The 16,888-nt window shown below is 61.0% G+C and carries 15 protein-coding genes; 13 read left to right on the forward strand and 2 right to left on the reverse strand.

What is annotated here, in order from left to right; translation table 11 throughout:
* The first annotated feature begins 158 nt into the window (after positions 1-158).
* The 6 genes from T424_RS0116550 to pncB all read left to right on the forward strand — a co-directional run bounded on the left by T424_RS0116550 (position 159) and on the right by pncB (position 6,913).
* Entirely contained in the window at positions 159-1,244 is a 1,086-nt protein-coding gene (locus T424_RS0116550) for a microcin C ABC transporter permease YejB (protein ID WP_027488714.1), read from the forward strand.
* Positions 1,244-2,371: an ABC transporter permease gene (locus T424_RS0116555; RefSeq protein WP_027488715.1), complete on the forward strand. Its 1,128-nt coding sequence runs from the start codon at positions 1,244-1,246 to the stop codon at positions 2,369-2,371. Before T424_RS0116550 ends, T424_RS0116555 begins: the two co-directional genes overlap by 1 nt.
* Positions 2,368-3,996 (forward strand): ABC transporter ATP-binding protein, encoded by a 1,629-nt coding sequence (locus T424_RS0116560; protein ID WP_027488716.1) that lies wholly within the window; start codon positions 2,368-2,370, stop codon positions 3,994-3,996. Before T424_RS0116555 ends, T424_RS0116560 begins: the two co-directional genes overlap by 4 nt.
* Positions 3,997-4,034: 38 nt before the next feature.
* Positions 4,035-4,997, forward strand: coding sequence for a 2-hydroxyacid dehydrogenase (locus T424_RS0116565; RefSeq protein ID WP_027488717.1), 963 nt, complete (start codon positions 4,035-4,037; stop codon positions 4,995-4,997).
* Positions 4,998-5,220: 223 nt separating this feature from the next.
* A complete protein-coding gene (locus tag T424_RS0116570; protein ID WP_027488718.1) occupies positions 5,221-5,490 on the forward strand; it encodes a hypothetical protein in 270 nt (89 codons plus the stop codon).
* Between the two features lie 118 nt (positions 5,491-5,608).
* Positions 5,609-6,913 (forward strand): nicotinate phosphoribosyltransferase, encoded by a 1,305-nt coding sequence (pncB, locus tag T424_RS0116575; RefSeq protein ID WP_027488719.1) that lies wholly within the window; start codon positions 5,609-5,611, stop codon positions 6,911-6,913.
* Positions 6,914-7,011: 98 nt separating this feature from the next.
* On the opposite strand, the gene T424_RS0116580 is transcribed toward pncB, so the two are convergent.
* A complete protein-coding gene (locus T424_RS0116580) occupies positions 7,012-7,494 on the reverse strand; it encodes a hypothetical protein (protein ID WP_037068081.1) in 483 nt (160 codons plus the stop codon).
* A 431-nt stretch (positions 7,495-7,925) separates the two neighbouring features.
* On the opposite strand from T424_RS0116580, the gene T424_RS0116585 reads away from it, so the two are divergent.
* The 7 genes from T424_RS0116585 (at position 7,926) to T424_RS0116615 (ending at position 16,442) form a co-directional block, all read left to right on the forward strand.
* Positions 7,926-9,461 (forward strand): ABC transporter substrate-binding protein, encoded by a 1,536-nt coding sequence (locus T424_RS0116585; protein WP_084268561.1) that lies wholly within the window; start codon positions 7,926-7,928, stop codon positions 9,459-9,461.
* A complete protein-coding gene (locus T424_RS0116590) occupies positions 9,461-10,444 on the forward strand; it encodes an ABC transporter permease (protein WP_245269609.1) in 984 nt (327 codons plus the stop codon). The genes T424_RS0116585 and T424_RS0116590 overlap by 1 nt, the downstream gene beginning before the upstream one ends.
* Entirely contained in the window at positions 10,441-11,259 is an 819-nt protein-coding gene (locus tag T424_RS0116595) for an ABC transporter permease (RefSeq protein ID WP_051559121.1), read from the forward strand. The genes T424_RS0116590 and T424_RS0116595 overlap by 4 nt, the downstream gene beginning before the upstream one ends.
* Entirely contained in the window at positions 11,256-12,710 is a 1,455-nt protein-coding gene (locus tag T424_RS0116600) for an ABC transporter ATP-binding protein (protein ID WP_245269610.1), read from the forward strand. The genes T424_RS0116595 and T424_RS0116600 overlap by 4 nt, the downstream gene beginning before the upstream one ends.
* Before the next feature lie 275 nt (positions 12,711-12,985).
* Positions 12,986-14,770, forward strand: coding sequence for an ABC transporter ATP-binding protein (locus tag T424_RS0116605; protein WP_027488725.1), 1,785 nt, complete (start codon positions 12,986-12,988; stop codon positions 14,768-14,770).
* Positions 14,771-14,785: 15 nt separating this feature from the next.
* On the forward strand, positions 14,786-15,610 hold the full coding sequence (gene dapB / locus T424_RS0116610) for a 4-hydroxy-tetrahydrodipicolinate reductase (RefSeq protein WP_027488726.1): 825 nt from the start codon (positions 14,786-14,788) through the stop codon (positions 15,608-15,610).
* Between the two features lie 196 nt (positions 15,611-15,806).
* Positions 15,807-16,442 carry a 2,3-bisphosphoglycerate-dependent phosphoglycerate mutase gene (locus T424_RS0116615; protein ID WP_027488727.1) on the forward strand — a complete coding sequence of 212 codons (636 nt, stop codon included), beginning with the start codon at positions 15,807-15,809 and terminating at the stop codon, positions 16,440-16,442.
* 198 nt (positions 16,443-16,640) lie between these two features.
* Here T424_RS0116615 and T424_RS0116620 read toward each other — a convergent pair.
* On the reverse strand, positions 16,641-16,888 hold a 248-nt coding region (locus T424_RS0116620), incomplete at its 5' end, for an IS5/IS1182 family transposase (protein ID WP_027488728.1).

Here is a 16,888-nt window from a genome sequence, read left to right on the forward strand (position 1 = left end):
TCGGTCCGATGTTTGAAATCTTTCCGGGCGCATCGGATGGATCCGAAAACCGGTTCCCACTTTTCGGTCCGATGCTTGAAATCTTTCCGGACGCATCGGATGGATCCGAAAACCGGTTCCCACTTTTCGGTCCGATGCTGTGTGGGAGCCGCCGCCTGATGGGTGCCTATATCCTGCGTCGTCTGCTGTTGATGATCCCGACCATGATCGGCATCATGGGCATTTCCTTTCTTGTCATCCAGTTCGCGCCGGGCGGTCCGGTGGAACAGGTCGTGGCGCAACTGACCGGTCAGGGCGATGGCGCCGATCAGCGGCTGTCCGGCGGCGGCGACATGCAGGGCCTTGGCGGTGATGACAGCTCGCGTTATCGCGGATCGCAGGGCCTGGACCCGGCGCTGATCGCCAAGCTTGAAAAGCAGTTCGGTTTCGACAAGCCGCCGCTGACCCGCTTTCTCGATATGATGTGGAATTACAGCCGCTTCGATTTCGGCGAAAGCTTCTTCCGCAATGCCCGCGTCACCGACATCATTCTGGAAAAAATGCCGGTTTCGATCTCGCTTGGCCTGTGGGTGATGCTGCTATCCTATGCCATTTCCATTCCGCTTGGCATTGCCAAGGCGGTTCGCGATGGCTCGCGCTTCGATGTCTGGTCTTCCGGCATCATCGTGGTGGGCTATGCGGTTCCGGGCTTTCTGTTCGGCATCCTGCTGATCGTGCTGTTTGCCGGTGGCTCCTTTTACAACTGGTTTCCGCTGCGCGGCCTGACCTCCGACAATTTCGACAGTTTGACACTGCCCGGCAAGGTTCTCGATTATCTCTGGCACCTCACGCTGCCGCTGACGGCACTTCTGCTCTCGGCCTTCGCCACCACCACCCTGCTGACGAAGAATTCCTTCATCGACGAAATCAGGAAGCAATATGTAGTCACGGCCCGTGCCAAGGGCTTGAGCGAACGGCGCGTTCTTTACGGTCATGTGTTTCGCAACGCCATGCTGATCGTCATTGCGGGCATTCCCGGCGCCTTCATCTCCGCCTTCTTCACCGGCTCGCTTTTGATCGAGAATATCTTTTCCCTCGATGGGCTAGGCAGGCTTGGCTATCTGTCCATCGTCAACCGTGATTATCCCATCGTTTTCGCCACGCTCTATATCTTCTCGCTGCTCGGGCTGGTGGTCAGCCTGCTCTCCGACCTGATCTATACCTGGATCGATCCGCGCATCGATTTCGACAGGAGGGATGTCTGATGAGCGCCCCTGCCGCAACCGCGCCGAAAAAGCCGTTTCTCTCGCCAACCACCCGCCGCCGTTTGCAGAATTTCCGCGCCAATCGCCGGGGCTTCTGGTCCTTCTGGTTGTTCATGCTGCTGTTTTTGCTCAGCCTTGGCGCGGAATTTCTGGCCAATGACAAGCCGATCCTGGCCTCCTACAAGGGCGAGATCCTGTTCCCCGTCTTCGTGAACTACCCGGAAGAAAAATTCGGCGGCTTTCTGGCCGTGACGGATTACCGTTCGGCCTTCGTGTCGGACGAGATCAATGCCCATGGCTGGATGATCTGGCCGCCCATCCGCTATTCCTACCGCACCGTCAATTCGGAAATCCCGCATTCGGCACCCACCGCCCCCTTCTGGCTGATGAGCAAGCAGGAACGCTGCTCGGCCTATCCCAAAGGCGCTGATGACCCCAATTGCATTCTCGGCAACATGAACTGGCTTGGCACCGACGATCAGGCCCGCGACGTGGCGGCCCGGATGATCTACGGCTTTCGCGTTTCCGTGCTGTTCGGTCTGGCGCTGACGCTGGCCTCGGCGCTGGTCGGTGTCACGGCCGGGGCCATACAGGGCTATTTCGGCGGCTGGACCGATCTTCTGATGCAGCGTTTCATCGAAATCTGGTCCTCCATGCCGGTGCTCTATATCCTGCTGATCATTTCCTCCCTCCTGCCGCCCGGCTTTTTCATCCTGCTGGCCATCATGCTTCTGTTCTCATGGGTGAGTTTCGTAGGCGTGGTCCGGGCGGAATTCCTGCGGGCGCGCAATTTCGAATATGTCAATGCGGCGCGGGCGCTGGGGGTCGGCAACTGGACCATCATGTTCCGCCATCTTCTGCCCAATGCCATGGTGGCCACGCTGACCTTCCTGCCCTTCATTCTCTCCGGTTCCATCACCACGCTGACATCCCTCGATTTTCTGGGACTGGGAATGCCGCCCGGCTCTCCCTCGCTCGGCGAGCTGATTGCTCAGGCAAAGCGCAATCTGCAAGCGCCCTGGCTTGGCATGACCGCCTTCTTCACCATGTCGATCATGCTGTCGCTGCTGATTTTCGTCGGCGAGGCGGTGCGTGACGCCTTTGATCCGAGGAAGACGTTCCGATGAACAACGTGCTTCTCTCCGTTCGCGATCTTTCCGTCGCCTTCCACCACGATGGCAAGGAAAGCCTTGCGGTCGCCCATTCCAGCTTCTACATCGCGCCCGGCGAAATCCTGGCGCTGGTGGGCGAAAGCGGCTCCGGAAAATCGGTGTCGGCGGCTTCCATCCTGCGGCTTCTGCCCTATCCGGCGGCCAGCCATCCTTCCGGCCAGATTTTCTTCGAAGGCAAGGATCTTCTCAAGCTCAGCGATGCCGAGCTGCGCAAGGTGCGCGGCAATGACATCACCATGATCTTCCAGGAGCCCATGACCTCGCTGAACCCGCTGCACACCATCGAGCAGCAGATCGGCGAAATTCTGGAACTGCACCGGCAGGCAAGCGGCAAGGCGCTTCGTCCGCGCATTCTGGAATTGCTGCGGCAGGTTGGCATTCGCGAGCCGGAAAAGCGGCTTTCCGCTTATCCGCACCAGCTTTCCGGCGGGCAGCGCCAGCGGGTGATGATTGCCATGGCGCTGGCCAACCGCCCCAAACTGCTGATTGCCGATGAGCCGACAACCGCGCTCGACGTGACGGTGCAGGCGCAGATTCTGGAACTTCTGGCAGGCCTCAAGCGAGACCATGGCATGTCGATGCTGTTCATCACCCATGATCTCGGCATCGTGCGGAAATTCGCCGATCGCGTCTGCGTGATGACCAAGGGCCAGATCGTCGAAACGGGGCCGGTGGAGGCAATTTTTTCCAATCCGCAGCACGAATATACCCGAAAGCTGCTGGCCGCCGAACCCAAGGGTCAGCCGCCCGCAAGCGATGCCGCCCGGCCCGTGGTGATGGAGGGCAAGGACATCCGCGTCTGGTTCCCCGTCAAGGCAGGCTTCATGCGCCGCGTGGTGGATCACGTCAAGGCGGTGGACGGGGTGGATGTGACGCTGCGCGCCGGCCAGACACTGGGCATTGTCGGCGAATCCGGCTCGGGCAAGACCACGCTTGGCCTTGCGCTGGCCCGCCTGATCGGCTCGAAGGGCTCCATCCGTTTCGAGGGGCAGGCCATCGACGGCTCTTCCTTCAAGGCCATGCGGCCGCTGCGCGAGCGGCTTCAGGTGGTGTTTCAGGATCCTTACGGTTCGCTCAGCCCGCGCATGTCGGTGGGCGAGATCATTGCCGAAGGGCTGAAGGTGCATGAACGCAGCCTTTCGGCCCGCGAACGGGATGACCGCGTTGCCTGGGCGCTGGAGGAAGTGGGGCTCGATAGCGCCACGCGCTGGCGCTATCCGCATGAATTTTCCGGAGGCCAGCGCCAGCGCATCGCCATTGCCCGCGCCATGGTGCTGAAGCCGCGTTTTGTCATGCTGGACGAGCCTACCTCGGCGCTGGACATGAGCGTGCAGGCGCAAGTGGTGGATCTGCTGCGCGATCTGCAACAGCGCCACGATCTGGCCTATCTGTTCATCAGCCACGACCTCAAGGTGGTCAAGGCGCTCGCAAACGACCTCATCGTCATGCGCATGGGCAAGGTCGTGGAGCATGGCCCGGCGGAACAGGTTTTCCGCGCCCCGAAAGAAGATTATACCAAAGCACTGCTTGCCGCCGCCTTCGACCTCAAGGCCATGAATATCGGCGGCATCCGGCAATAACCCTTCGCATGTCCACCCGCATTCCCAAGGATCTCCCCATGTCTGCCAAGCGTCCCGTGGTTATCGACCTCAAGTTTTCGCGCGTCGCCATGGATGAGGCCTTAAAGGACGCCTTTCCCGACCGCGAGGTGATTGACCTCGCAAGACCGGACCATGCAGGACGCGACCTCGGCTCTGCCGCCTATGCGCTGTTGTGGAAGCCCGATCCCGCGCTGTTCAAGCGGGCAACCGCGCTGGAGGTGCTGTTTTCCGGCGGCGCGGGCGTCGATCACATTCTCGCCCTGCCCGACCTGCCGGATCGGCCCATCGTGCGCTTCGTGGACCGCAGTCTCACCGACCGGATGAGCGAGTGGGTGGTGATGAACTGTCTTTATCACCTGCGGCAGATGGCGGCCTATCAAAAGCAGCAGCGTGAAAAGATCTGGCACGAAATTCCCCTGCAACCGGAGGCCCGCGACGTGACGGTGGGTGTCATGGGCCTTGGCGTTCTCGGCGAGGACGCCGCACGCAAGCTGAAGGTCATGGGTTTCAATGTCATTGGCTGGTCGCGGCGCAAGAAAACGCTGGAAGGGATGGAAACCTTCGATGAAGACCATATGGACGATTTTCTGGCACGCACCGACATTCTCGTCGGGCTTTTGCCGCTGACCTCGGAGACGCGCGGCCTTTACGACAGCAGCCTCTTTGCCCGGCTGCGGCAAGGCGGCCCGCTTGGCAAGCCGGTGTTTCTCAATGCTGGCCGCGGCGGAAGCCAGGTGGAGGCGGATGTCATCATTGCCCTGCAAAAAGGGGTTCTCGGCGCTGCATCGCTGGATGTTTTCGAAAAGGAGCCGCTGGCCGCCGACAGCCCCCTCTGGGCAATGGAAAATGTCGTCATCACACCGCACGCCGCGGCCGCCTCCGATGTTAGCGCGCTCATCCGCCATGTGGAGGCGCAAATCCACCGTTTCGAGGCCGGAGAGCCACTGGAGCATGTCGTTGACCGCTGGGCGGGTTATTAAAGCATAATCCGACCGGAGTGAAACGAGGATCGATAAGATTATGCTTCAAAAATAAGATGTTAGAGTGCCGATCTGATTCAATCAGATCGGCGCTCTAAAGCATTTACGGACGGAAAACCGGAAGCCACTTTTCCGGTAAATGCTTTGCTCCAAAGCAAGCCACCGGAACCTTGGCACCTGCGCAACGTTTGAAGGTGACACCACCTTGCGCAGGAGAATCGCCATGGCAAGCCCGCTCGACAACCGGAAGATTGAAACGGCGAACGAAAGACGCGCCATCGAGCAGGGCGTGAGCGAAACCGAGGCGCGCCAGGGCTTTCGCGGCAAGCCGGTTCTCATCGTGCTTCTCGTCGGCATCATCCTTGCCATCGTCTTGTGGATTCCCGCCGAGTGGTGGGGGCATTCCATCGCACCACCCACCGACCCGGCAACCGAAACCACGCGCCCGACGACGGCGCCGCAGCAGCCCGAACAGCCAAGGCCTGCACCCTGACCAATGGCGGTTGGCCCGCCGGAAAACACGGTTCTTTCTCTGTTTTCGTCAGCCTACTGGACTTTGTTCCTGGTTTTTCTGATAAGGACGCAGTCAAGAGGACGGGCGGCGAGGACCGATGGCGAAGACAGATATAGCAAGACGTGTCTATAACCACGCCTGGAAGCTCGACCCGATCATCCGCAGTCTGATCGACACGGATTTCTACAAGCTGCTGATGCTGCAAATGATCTGGAAGCTTTATCCCGATGTGGACGTGACCTTTCAGCTCATCAACCGCACCACCCGCGTTCGGCTGGCCGAGGAAATCGACGAGCAGGAATTGCGCGCCCAGCTTGACCATGTGCGCAGCCTGAAGGTCAGCAAGAAGGAGTTGATCTGGCTGGCGGGCAACAGCTTTTATGGCCGCACCCAGATTTTCGAGCCGGAGTTCCTGAGCTGGCTCGCCGATCTGCAATTGCCCCCCTATGAATTGTCCAAGCGCGACGGCCAGTATGAGCTGACCTTTCGCGGACGCTGGGTGGAAACCACGCTCTGGGAAATTCCCGCCCTTGCCATCGTCAATGAATTGCGCAGCCGCGCGGCCCTGAAATCGCTGGGTTATTTCACGCTGGACGTGATCTATGCCCGCGCCAAGGCGAAAATGTGGGAAAAGGTGGAGCGGTTGAAATCGCTTCCGGGCCTGAGGATTTCCGATTTCGGCACGCGGCGGCGCCACAGCTTTCTGTGGCAGCGCTGGTGCGTGGAGGCATTGAAGGAAGGCATTGGCGATGCCTTTACCGGCACCAGCAACGTTCTTCTGGCCATGGATTCCGACCTTGAAGCCGTCGGCACCAATGCGCACGAGCTTCCCATGGTCGTAGCCGCCCTTGCCCGCAGCGATGAGGAACTGGCTGCCGCCCCCTATCAGGTGTTGCGGGACTGGAACCGGCTCTACAATGGCAACCTGCTGATCGTGTTGCCGGACGCTTTCGGCACGGCCTCCTTCCTGCGCAACGCGCCCGCCTGGGTGGCAGACTGGACGGGCTTCCGCCCCGACAGCGCGCCGCCGATAGAAGGCGGCGAAAAAATCGTGCAATGGTGGGAAAAGATGGGGCGCGATCCCGCCCAGAAGCTGCTGATCTTCTCCGATGGGCTCGATGTCGAAGCGATGATCGACACCTATCGGCATTTCGAAGGCCGAGTGCGCATGAGCTTCGGCTGGGGCACCAACCTCACCAATGACTTTGCAGGCTGCGCGCCTGAGGAAAATGCCGGGCTGATGCCGATTTCCATCGTCTGCAAGGTGGTCGAGGCCAATGGGCGCCCCGCCGTGAAGCTTTCCGACAATCCCCGCAAGGCAACCGGCGAAGCCGCCGAGGTGGAGCGCTATATCCGCTTTTTCGGCAGCGAGGACCGTATCGATCAGGACGTGCGGGTCTAGAGCATTTTCAGGAAAAGTGGAAGCCGGTTTTCGGTCTGAAAATGCGTAAAAACAAATAGTTAGAGCGGCTCAATCTTTCCGTGAAACAATGAACCGCTCTAGCGCTTGTCCCTTTCGGCCTCGAGCCAGACGGCCAGTGCCCTGATAATCTTCAACCTCAGGCTACTGGCCCGTGCCATGGCGCGCAAAAGCGCCTTGCCTTCGCCGGGAAACCCTATTTCAGCCATCAGGCGCTCCGGCGTCATCCCTTTTGCCCGCATGATTGCTTCGATATGATGGATGGCTTGCGGGCGCAAATAGCGTCCATCGGCGATGCCATGAAAGGTCGCCGTTTCGCAAGGCAGTTCGCCCCGGCCCATCAGCCAATCGAGAAAGGCGGCCCGCTCGCCATCTTCTGCCTTGTTCCAGCTATTTTGCAGCTTTTCCAACCGGCTGCGCTCATCCCGCAGGCCTGCAAGTTCCAGCGCCTTGCGCGATGAACCAAGACGCCCGGCGGCAAGATCTGAAAACAGGCCGGGAGCAGCAAGCCGCAAGGCCCGCTCATCTTCCGCCTTCAACACATGGCGCTTCCTGCGGCCCATTCTTCACCCTGTCTTTATCGAGACTATTCCGAGCAACGGCATAAAGCATTGCCAGGAAAAGTGCGAAGCGGTTTTCCGTCCGGCAAGGCGCAAAACAAAGAACCAACCATTGCCAGGAAAAGTGCGAAGCGGTTTTCCGTCCGGCAAGGCGCGAAACAAAGAACCAACCATTGCCAGGAAAAGTGCGAAGCGGTTTTCCGTCCGGCAAGGCGCAAAACCTACTGCATAATTCCTTAAATCGGAATCGATTTAAGGTGAAAATTATGCAGCAGATTTAAAGTGTTACAGCGTCCTTTATGCGTTTGATAAAACGCACGGCGCTGTAATCACACCGGCCAACCGCACAAACCCCAGGAACGTGACAATTGATTCTGGACAAATCGGGTCGTATTTTCTATAGGCCGTAACTGTATAACATTAAGGACTCTCCCATGCTGAAGACCCTTGGCCGCACGGCCACCGCCCTCTTCCTGACGCTCGCGGCAAGCGGCGCAATCGCGCCTGCCCGGGCAGAGCCCGACCGCATCGTGGATATTGCCGCCCCCTTCGAAATCACCGGGCTCGACCCGGCCAAATCGGGCGAGATTTTCCTGCGGATGAATATCGTTGAAACACTCGTGGACGTGGACGGACAGGGCAAGGCCATTCCCGGCCTTGCGCGGGACTGGCAAGTCTCGCCCGATGGCCTCGTCTGGCGGTTTCGGCTGCGCGACAATGTTCGCTTTCATGACGCCACGACGATGACGGCCAAAAGCGTTGCCAGCGCGCTCACCATCGCACGTACAAAGCCCGGACTGCTCGCCAGGGCGCCAATTGCCACCATCACCGCCGAAGGCGATGCCCTCGTCGTCATCACGCTGACCCGGCCCTTTACCCCGCTTGCGGCCTTTCTGGCAGAGGCACGGGCGCAAATCCTTGCTCCTGCCTCCTATGAGGGCAATGAGGTCACGGCAATCATCGGTACAGGCCCCTTCCGCCTGACGAAAATCGAGGCGCCGCAATCGCTGTCCGTCACCCGTTTCGGCGATTACTGGGGTGAAGAGCCTGCCATCGAGAATGCGCGCTATCTCTCGGTTGGCCGGGCGGAAACCCGCGCGCTGATGGCGGAAAGCGGCGATGCCGATTATGTCTTCAATCTCGATCCGGCCAGCCGCACGCGGCTTGGCAAATCCGCCGCCGTCAAGCTTCTTTCCGTGCCCATTCCGCGCAGCCTGCTGCTCAAGGTCAATGCCGGTAATCCGCTGCTGGCCGATCTTCGCGCCCGACAGGCCCTGAGCCTTGCCATCGACCGGGAAGGTCTTGCCGCCGCCATCCTGCGCTATCCCGCTGCCGCTACCCAGCTTTTTCCGCCAAGCCTTGGCGGCTGGCACGAGGCAGACCTGCCGCCCCTTGCCAGCGATCCGCAGAAAGCCCGCGCCCTTCTGGCCGAACTTGGCTGGAAACCGGGTGATGACGGCATTTTGCAAAAAGACGGCAAGCGCTTCTCGCTGATGCTGACGACCTATCCCGACCGGCCTGAACTGCCATTGACGGCAGCCGTCCTGCAAGAGCAATTCAGGGAGATCGGCGTTGAGCTGACGATCGATTCCACCAATTCCAGCGAGATACCCGTTCGTCACCAGGATGGCACGCTGGCGCTGGCGCTGATGGCCCGCAATTTTGCCCTCGCCCCCGATCCGCTTGCCACCATGCTGGGGGATTACGGCCCCAAGGGTGGTGACTGGGGCTCGATGAACTGGTCGAACACCAGTTTCGATGCCGCGCTCGACGGGTTGAGCCGCAGCAGCGATGCGCAGGAGGCGCAAGCCCTGCGGCAAAAGGTGGTGAGCATCATCCAGCAGGAACTTCCCGTCATTCCGGTGGCCTGGTATCAGCAGAGCGTTGCAGTTTCGAACCGGCTCGAGAATGCGCAAATCGACCCTTATGAGCGCAGCTTCGGCCTGAAATCCATGCGGTGGGCGCCCTGATGGCCAAGATGCTGCAAACCCTCGTCCCAAGGCTTGCCGCAAGGCTGTTGCAGGCCTGCATGGTGGCGCTTCTGGTTGGCGTTGCAACATTCCTGATGGCCCGCTCCCTGCCGGGAGACATGGCCTATCGGATAGCGGCAGGGCGCTATGGCTATGACATGGTGGACAGGGATGCCGCCGCCAAGGTCGCAGCCGAGCTTGATCTCGGGCAATCCTCCGCCGCAGCCCTTTCCTCGTGGTTCGGCGACCTTCTCCGGTTCGATCTCGGCACCTCTCTGGTGACAGGCCAGCCGGTCGTGCGGGAAATCGCCCATCAGCTCAGCCACAGCATGACGCTTGCCCTGACGGCCATTCTCCTGTCGCTTTTCATCGGTCCGCCGCTGGGTATTCTTGCCGGATTGCGGCCAAACGGTCTCCTCGACCGCGGCCTTTTCTTCATCTCGACCGCCTTGAAGGCCTTGCCGCAATTCGTCATCGGCATGGTGCTAGTCATGGTCTTCGGCGTTACGCTGCAAATCCTGCCTGCTGCGGGCCATGACCATGGCGCACATCTTATCCTTCCCGCGCTGACGCTGGCTTTGGGACTTGCGGCCATGTCGAACCGCGTGGCCCGCGATGCGACGGTAGCCGTGGCAGGATCGGCCTATTACGGATTTGGCCGCATCAAGGGGCTGAGCGACCTCAGGCTTTTTATGCGGCACGGCCTGCGCAACATCGCCGTGCCTGTCGTGACCTATCTCGGCCTGCAATTCATCTACCTTGTCGAAGGCGTGGTGGTCGTGGAAACGCTGTTTGCCTGGCCGGGCATTGGCCACGCCCTCGTCCACGCGGTCTTTGGCCGCGACGTGCCGATGATCCAGGGCACGGCGCTGGTCATGGGCCTGATGTTCGTGGCGCTGAATGCGGCGGTGGACCTTGCCTGCCACCTGATCGATCCGCGCCTTCGCCAGGGCAAGGTCTCCGGCGCGAGGAAAACGCCATGACGCTGCTCATCCCATCCCCGCCACAGCCGCGCTTCTGGACTATTTCACGGCTTGCCGGAGTGGCCATTCTGGCAGCGATGCTGGTCTTCGCCTTCGCTCCGCTGGTAGCCTCTGGCGCCGATCCTTATCGCCAGACGCTTCGGCTGGCCTTGCAGCCGCCGGGCGCTGCCGATCTCTTCGGTTACGACCATCTTGGCCGCTCCATGCACGCACGGCTGGCGGCGGCCCTGCGGCTATCGCTCGGCCTTGCGCTGCTCTCGGCATTGACGGCCATGGTTCCCGGCACGCTGCTTGGCATTCTTGCCGCATGGCGGGGCGGATTGACCGACAGGGCCTTCTCGCTGCTGGCGGAAGCCATGCTTGCCCTTCCGGGCCTGCTCATGGTGCTGATGCTGACCGCCATCCTGCCCGGTGAACCCGCCATGCTTTATCTTGGCATTTCACTGGTTCTGTGGGTGGAATTCTTCCGTCTCGCAAGGGCGCTGGCCCGGCCGGTCCTGTCCTCGTCCGCGGTGGAAGCAGCCAGACTGCTGGGCTTTGGGCCGTGGCACCTGCTCAGCCGGCACCTCTGGCCCGCAATGGCGCCGATGATGCTGACCGTGACCGCCTACAGCACCGCCACCGCCATCATGGCCATCGCCGCGCTCGGCTTCGTCAGCGTGGGTGTGCGCCCGCCAACGCCGGAACTGGGGGCCATGATGATCGAACTTCTGCCCTATTACGAGGAGGCGCCCCATGCGCTGCTGCAACCCATCGCCGGAATTTTCCTGATGGTCCTCTCGCTGCAACTGATTGCCGGAAAGGAACGCCCATGAAAGCACCGATGACTTTCAGCCAGCCTGAACGGCCATTGCTTTCAGCCCAGCGCGTGGGCGTCTCGTCACGCGGACAGGTCCTCGTCAAGCCGCAGTCCCTTGCACTTTACGCCGGGCGCTGCCTGACGATCGTGGGTGAAACGGGGTCCGGTAAAAGCCTGCTGGCCCAGGCGTTGATGGGGCTCTTGCCGCAAGAGCTCGAAGCCTCCGGCACAATGACGCTCGACGACCGCATCCACGATCTCGGCGCATCGCCCCGCCAGGCCCTGCGCCCTCTCTGGGGACGGCGTGTTTGCATTCTGCCGCAGGAGCCCATGCTGGCGCTCGATCCCACCATGCGCGCCCTGGCACAGGTGGAGGAAGGGCACCGCCTCGTGCGGGGCCTTTCCAAGGGAGCAGCGCGCCAGCAAGCCCGTGAAGACCTGCAACGGCTGGATCTTGCCGATGCCTCGGCAAAGCTGCCCGGCCAGCTTTCCGGCGGCATGGCCCAGCGTCTGGCCTTTGCCGCGGCAAGAGCGGCAGGCGGTTCCATCCTGATTGCCGACGAGCCGACCAAGGGCCTCGATGCCTCGCGCTGCCGCGAGGTGCTGGCCCTCTTGCGGCAGGAACTCGCCAAAGGCGGCGCGCTGCTGCTCATCACCCACGATCTTGCCCTGGCCCGCGCCCTTGGCGGGGAGATTGCCGTGATGCTGGAAGGGAGCATCGTGGAACGCGCGCCTGCGGAAGACCTCTTCCTGCATCCGGCCAATGCCTATACCCGCCGCCTCATTGAAGCCGATCCCGCCTGCTGGCCAAGCGCCCTGCGGCCGCGCGCAAAACGGGATGGAAAGCCATTGATCGCAGCCCGTGACCTTGCCAAGCAACGGGGTGGACGCAGGCTTTTTTCAGACCTGTCCCTCGACATTCAGCCCGGCGAGATCATCGGACTTTCCGGTGAAAGCGGCGCTGGAAAAAGCACGCTCGGCGATATTCTTCTGGGATTGGTCACGCCGGATGCAGGCAGGGTGGAGCGTCATCCTGACATGGGCCGTTTGCGGTTCCAGAAAATCTATCAGGATCCGCCAGCCGCCTTTGCCCCCTCCCAACGGCTGGGCCAGGCCATGGACGATGTGGTGCGGCGGCACGGGCTGGACGCACGGCAGATCCCCCCGCTTCTCAAGCGGCTGAGGCTCGATGCCGCGCTTCTGACACGCCGCATAGATCAGGTCTCGGGCGGGGAATTGCAGCGCCTGGCGCTTCTCAGGGCGCTTTTGGTCGATCCCGTCTTTCTTTTTGCCGACGAACCCACCTCCCGGCTCGACCCCATTACGCAAAGGCAGATCGTGGAGCTTATGGTGGAACTGGCGCGGGAAAGAGGGCTTGCCCTGCTTTTCGTGAGCCATGACACCGCCCTGCTGCAAGCGGTGTGTGACCGCATCCTGCCCATTACGTCTGAAAAGGCGGCGGGCTGAGCGAGGCATCGCGCCCGCACATGATTTCGATCAAGGCGGGCAGAGCCTTGCGGCGAAATGGCCGACCTTCGTTTCCCTTTCCATGATCGCCAGCCTCGTCACGGCCTGAACGAAAGGCGACCGGTTGACCGGGCAAGGCAAAGGACGAAATCGCGCCGCACTGGTCAAAGCCGCAAGGAGTGGCTATAGAGCCCAGTGGAGACCGGAAACAGCATGAACCCCGGTCGATACGTCGCGGCACGATTGCGCCGCCAACCGAATGCGAAAGGCCCTGCTTGAGCGCGTCCCAGAAGCCCTCCCTGCCCGTCACGTCGGAAAGCATAACCGCCGTGCTGAAACGGGTTATCGCCGAAAACGGCCGGGACCATGTCCGTGGCTATGTTTTTGCCATCGTCTGTCTGGCAACCGTGGCGCTGACCACCGCCTTTACCGCGTGGATCATGGAAACGGTGATCAACGAGGCTTTTGCCAACAAGCGGGCGGATCTGGTCTGGATCATCTGCCTTTCCATCTTCGTGGCCTTCAGCCTGCGTGGCCTTGCCAGCTATGGACAGGCAGTGGCGCTGTCGAAAATCGGCAACAACATCGTCTCCCGCTATCAGAAACGGTTATTCAACCACCTCATGTCGCTATCCATGGGCTATTTCAACGAGGCGCGCTCCGCCCACCTCGCCGCCCAGATCAGCCAGAACGTCAACGGCATCCGTGACGTGCTGAACCTGACCGTCACCTCGACGGCACGCGACCTGCTGAGCCTTGTCGGCCTGATCTTCGTGATGATCTCCAAGGACTGGGTGCTGACGCTGATCGTCTTCGTGGTCGCACCGCCAGTTCTCTATTCGCTGCGCTATATTTCCCGGCGATTGCGCAAGGCCACCACCGATTCCGTTCTGCTCAACAGCCGCGTGCTGGGCGCCATGCAGGAAAGCATCCAGGGCATTGCGGTCGTCAAGGCCTTCACCATGGAAGGCGAGCTGGGCCGCAAGGTGGAAGGCATCATCGACAGCGCCGAAAATCGCGCCAACCGCATCGCACGCCTGTCCGAGCGCACCTCGCCCATCACTGAAAGCTTCGCCGGACTGGCCATTTCCGCCGTGATTGCCTATGCCGCCTGGCGCAGCATTGCCGGTGGAATGCTGCCGGGGGCGTTTTTCTCTTTCATCGCCGCACTGCTCATGGCCTATGAACCGGCCAAACGGCTGGCCAAGCTGCAAATCCAGATGGAACGCGCCGTTGTCAATGCGCGGATGATCTATGCCATTCTGGACACGCAACCGCACCAGCGCGACAAAGCCGACGCCCGCGAATTGCAGGTGAGCGAGGCGCGCATCGAGTTTCGCGATATTCACTTCTCCTACGGGACGGGTCCGGAAATCCTCAAGGGCGTGAACATCGTAGCCGAAGGCGGCAAGACGACCGCGCTGGTTGGACCTTCCGGGGCAGGAAAATCAACCATCATCACGCTCATTCCGCGCTTCTACGATCCGCCGCGCGGCCAGATCCTCATCGATGGGCAGGATATAGCCGACGTCACCAAGGCCTCGCTTCGCAAGCATATCGCCTATGTCTCGCAGCAGCCCTACCTGTTCGAAGGCACGATCCGCGACAATATCCGCTATGGCCGCCCCGATGCCACGGATGCGGAAATCGAACAGGCCGCTCGCCTTGCCTATGCGCATGATTTCATCATGGCGCAGGCCGAAGGCTATGAAACGCCAGTGGGTGAGAACGGGCTGACACTTTCCGGCGGTCAGCGCCAGCGGCTTTCCATTGCCCGCGCATTGGTGCGCAACGCCCCGATCCTGCTGCTGGACGAAGCCACCTCCGCCCTCGACACCGAATCGGAAGCTGCCGTGCAAAAGGCGCTGGACGAAGCCATGAGCGGACGCACCGTGGTGGTGATTGCCCACCGGCTCTCCACCGTCGTCAAGGCAGACAAGATCGTGGTCATGCAGGAAGGCCGTGTCGTGGAGGAAGGCAGCCATGACGCGCTTGCGACGAAGCCGGATGGGCTCTACGCTCGATTGAACAATTTGCAGGCGACGGTCAGGAAGGACTAAAGCATGACAGGGCCGATGAAGCTTGTGGTGGTGGGTGCCGGTGGCCGCATGGGCCAGGCGCTGATCCGCATCATTTCCGAAACCAGAGGCGCGGTCTTGCACGCTGCCGTGGCACGACCGGGCTCATCCGTGGTCGGCAAGGATGCCGGCGAAATCGCCGGTCTTGGCGCCCTTGGCATACCTGTCACCGACGATGCTCTCTCCGCCTTTCTCCACGCCGATGGGGTGATTGATTTTACCCGTCCTGAAACCTCCGTAGAATTTGCCGCCTTGGCTGCGCAAGCCCGGATCGTGCATGTCATCGGCACGACCGGCTGCTCCGACGAGGACGAGGAGAAATTCGCCGCCGCCGCCCGCCATGCGCGGATCGTCAAATCCGGCAATATGAGCCTTGGCGTCAATCTTCTATCGGTTCTGGTCAGGCAGGCGGCAAAGGCGCTGGAGGCGTCCGGCTGGGACATCGAAGTGCTGGAGATGCACCACAAGCACAAGGTGGATGCTCCATCCGGCACGGCGCTGCTTCTGGGAGAGGCCGCCGCAGAGGGCCGCGAAATAGCGTTAAAAGACCATTCCGTGCGGGTGCGCGATGGCCATACAGGCCCGCGCGAGACGGGCAGCATCGGCTTTGCCACGCTCAGGGGCGGGTCGGTCATCGGCGAGCATTCGGTGCTGTTTGCAGGCGAAGGCGAGACGATCACCCTTTCGCACAGCGCGGGCGATCGCACCATCTTTGCCCGCGGCGCCGTGAAGGCCGCCCTCTGGGCGCATGGGCAGGTGCCGGGCTATTATACCATGCTCGACGTTCTCGGACTTTCACAAGATGCTGTGGAAGGCGTGTGAAACCCGGCGGTTTACGATTGGTTCTCGAACGTATTTGCGAATGGGAATGTCCGGGCATACCCGTCCCGGTCAACGGGATCATCGAAGCGGCGAACGGCAAGCCCCACGGTGATCGGGATTTTTGTTGCTGCATTGCGGTGAAAGCCGATTTTCGCCTTTCTCTGCGATGCTCCAGATGTCAGAGAGGAATGACAGGATGAGCGGTACTCTTGTGCTGGTGCGCCATGGCCAGAGCGAATGGAATTTGAAGAACCTCTTCACCGGCTGGCGCGATCCGGACCTGACCGAGCTTGGCGTGCAGGAAGCCAATGCAGGCGGCAAGGCCCTCAAGGAATACGGCATCAAATTCGACGTTGCCTATACCTCTTCCCTCATCCGCGCCCAGAAGACCTGCGCCATCGTGCTTGAAAATGTCGGCCAGTCCGGCCTTGAAACCATTCGCAACGAAGCGCTGAACGAGCGTGACTATGGCGACCTTTCCGGCCTCAACAAGGATGACGCCCGCGAAAAATGGGGCGAGGAGCAGGTGCATATCTGGCGCCGCTCCTATGACGTGCCGCCACCCGGCGGCGAAAGCCTGCGCGATACCGGCGCGCGCGTCTGGCCCTATTACATGACCGACATTCTGCCCCGCGTGCTGCGCGGCGAGAAGGTGCTGGTGGCCGCCCATGGCAATTCGCTTCGTTCGCTGGTCATGGTGCTGGACAAGCTGACCAAGGAAGAGATCCTCAAGGTCAACCTCGCAACCGGCGTTCCCATGGTCTACACGTTCAATGCCGATTCCACGGTCGCATCGAAGGACGTTCTGGGCGACATGTCCGGCGCGCATTGATTGGCTGAAGCCCAGGCCTGTTTCAACGGGCTGACAGAGGGAGGTGTGGGGAACCACGCCTCCCTTTTTCGTGGAAGATATGTCGTGTTTCGATAACGGCTCTGTAATACCAAGGCTCGAAGCTTTTGTTTTCCCGCATTTGCGAACGGAAAACCGTGACGACACTTTTGCTGGAAATGCTCTAGGTCGTGTGGACAGTTACCTGATCCATAGGACGATAGCTGCGATTGTGACGACTGCGAGATAGTTTCGTGCTGTTTTCTCGAAGCGTGTTGCGACCCTGCGGAAGTGCTTGAGCTTGGAGAAGCAGCATTCGATGAGATGGCGTTGGGCATAGAGATCCTTGTCCAGCGGGTGTTTCTTGGCGCGGGAAGGATTGTTAGGGATCACCGCCACTGCGCCTTTCTCGGCGATGGCGGCACGTAGGCGATCACTGTCATATGCGG

This window comes from Allorhizobium undicola ORS 992 = ATCC 700741, assembly GCF_000621665.1.
GTDB lineage: Bacteria > Pseudomonadota > Alphaproteobacteria > Rhizobiales > Rhizobiaceae > Allorhizobium > Allorhizobium undicola.

Excerpts from the sequence above, each read along its gene's own strand:
- T424_RS0116550 (WP_027488714.1), top strand. The coding sequence starts at position 159 with ATGGGTGCCTATATCCTGCGTCGTCTGCTGTTGATGATCCCGACCATG.
- T424_RS0116555 (WP_027488715.1), top strand. The coding sequence starts at position 1,244 with ATGAGCGCCCCTGCCGCAACCGCGCCGAAAAAGCCGTTTCTCTCGCCA.
- T424_RS0116560 (WP_027488716.1), top strand. The coding sequence starts at position 2,368 with ATGAACAACGTGCTTCTCTCCGTTCGCGATCTTTCCGTCGCCTTCCAC.
- T424_RS0116565 (WP_027488717.1), top strand. The coding sequence starts at position 4,035 with ATGTCTGCCAAGCGTCCCGTGGTTATCGACCTCAAGTTTTCGCGCGTC.
- T424_RS0116570 (WP_027488718.1), top strand. The coding sequence starts at position 5,221 with ATGGCAAGCCCGCTCGACAACCGGAAGATTGAAACGGCGAACGAAAGA.
- pncB (WP_027488719.1), top strand. The coding sequence starts at position 5,609 with ATGGCGAAGACAGATATAGCAAGACGTGTCTATAACCACGCCTGGAAG.
- T424_RS0116580 (WP_037068081.1), bottom strand. The coding sequence starts at position 7,494 with ATGGGCCGCAGGAAGCGCCATGTGTTGAAGGCGGAAGATGAGCGGGCC.
- T424_RS0116585 (WP_084268561.1), top strand. The coding sequence starts at position 7,926 with ATGCTGAAGACCCTTGGCCGCACGGCCACCGCCCTCTTCCTGACGCTC.
- T424_RS0116590 (WP_245269609.1), top strand. The coding sequence starts at position 9,461 with ATGGCCAAGATGCTGCAAACCCTCGTCCCAAGGCTTGCCGCAAGGCTG.
- T424_RS0116595 (WP_051559121.1), top strand. The coding sequence starts at position 10,441 with ATGACGCTGCTCATCCCATCCCCGCCACAGCCGCGCTTCTGGACTATT.
- T424_RS0116600 (WP_245269610.1), top strand. The coding sequence starts at position 11,256 with ATGAAAGCACCGATGACTTTCAGCCAGCCTGAACGGCCATTGCTTTCA.
- dapB (WP_027488726.1), top strand. The coding sequence starts at position 14,786 with ATGAAGCTTGTGGTGGTGGGTGCCGGTGGCCGCATGGGCCAGGCGCTG.
- T424_RS0116615 (WP_027488727.1), top strand. The coding sequence starts at position 15,807 with ATGAGCGGTACTCTTGTGCTGGTGCGCCATGGCCAGAGCGAATGGAAT.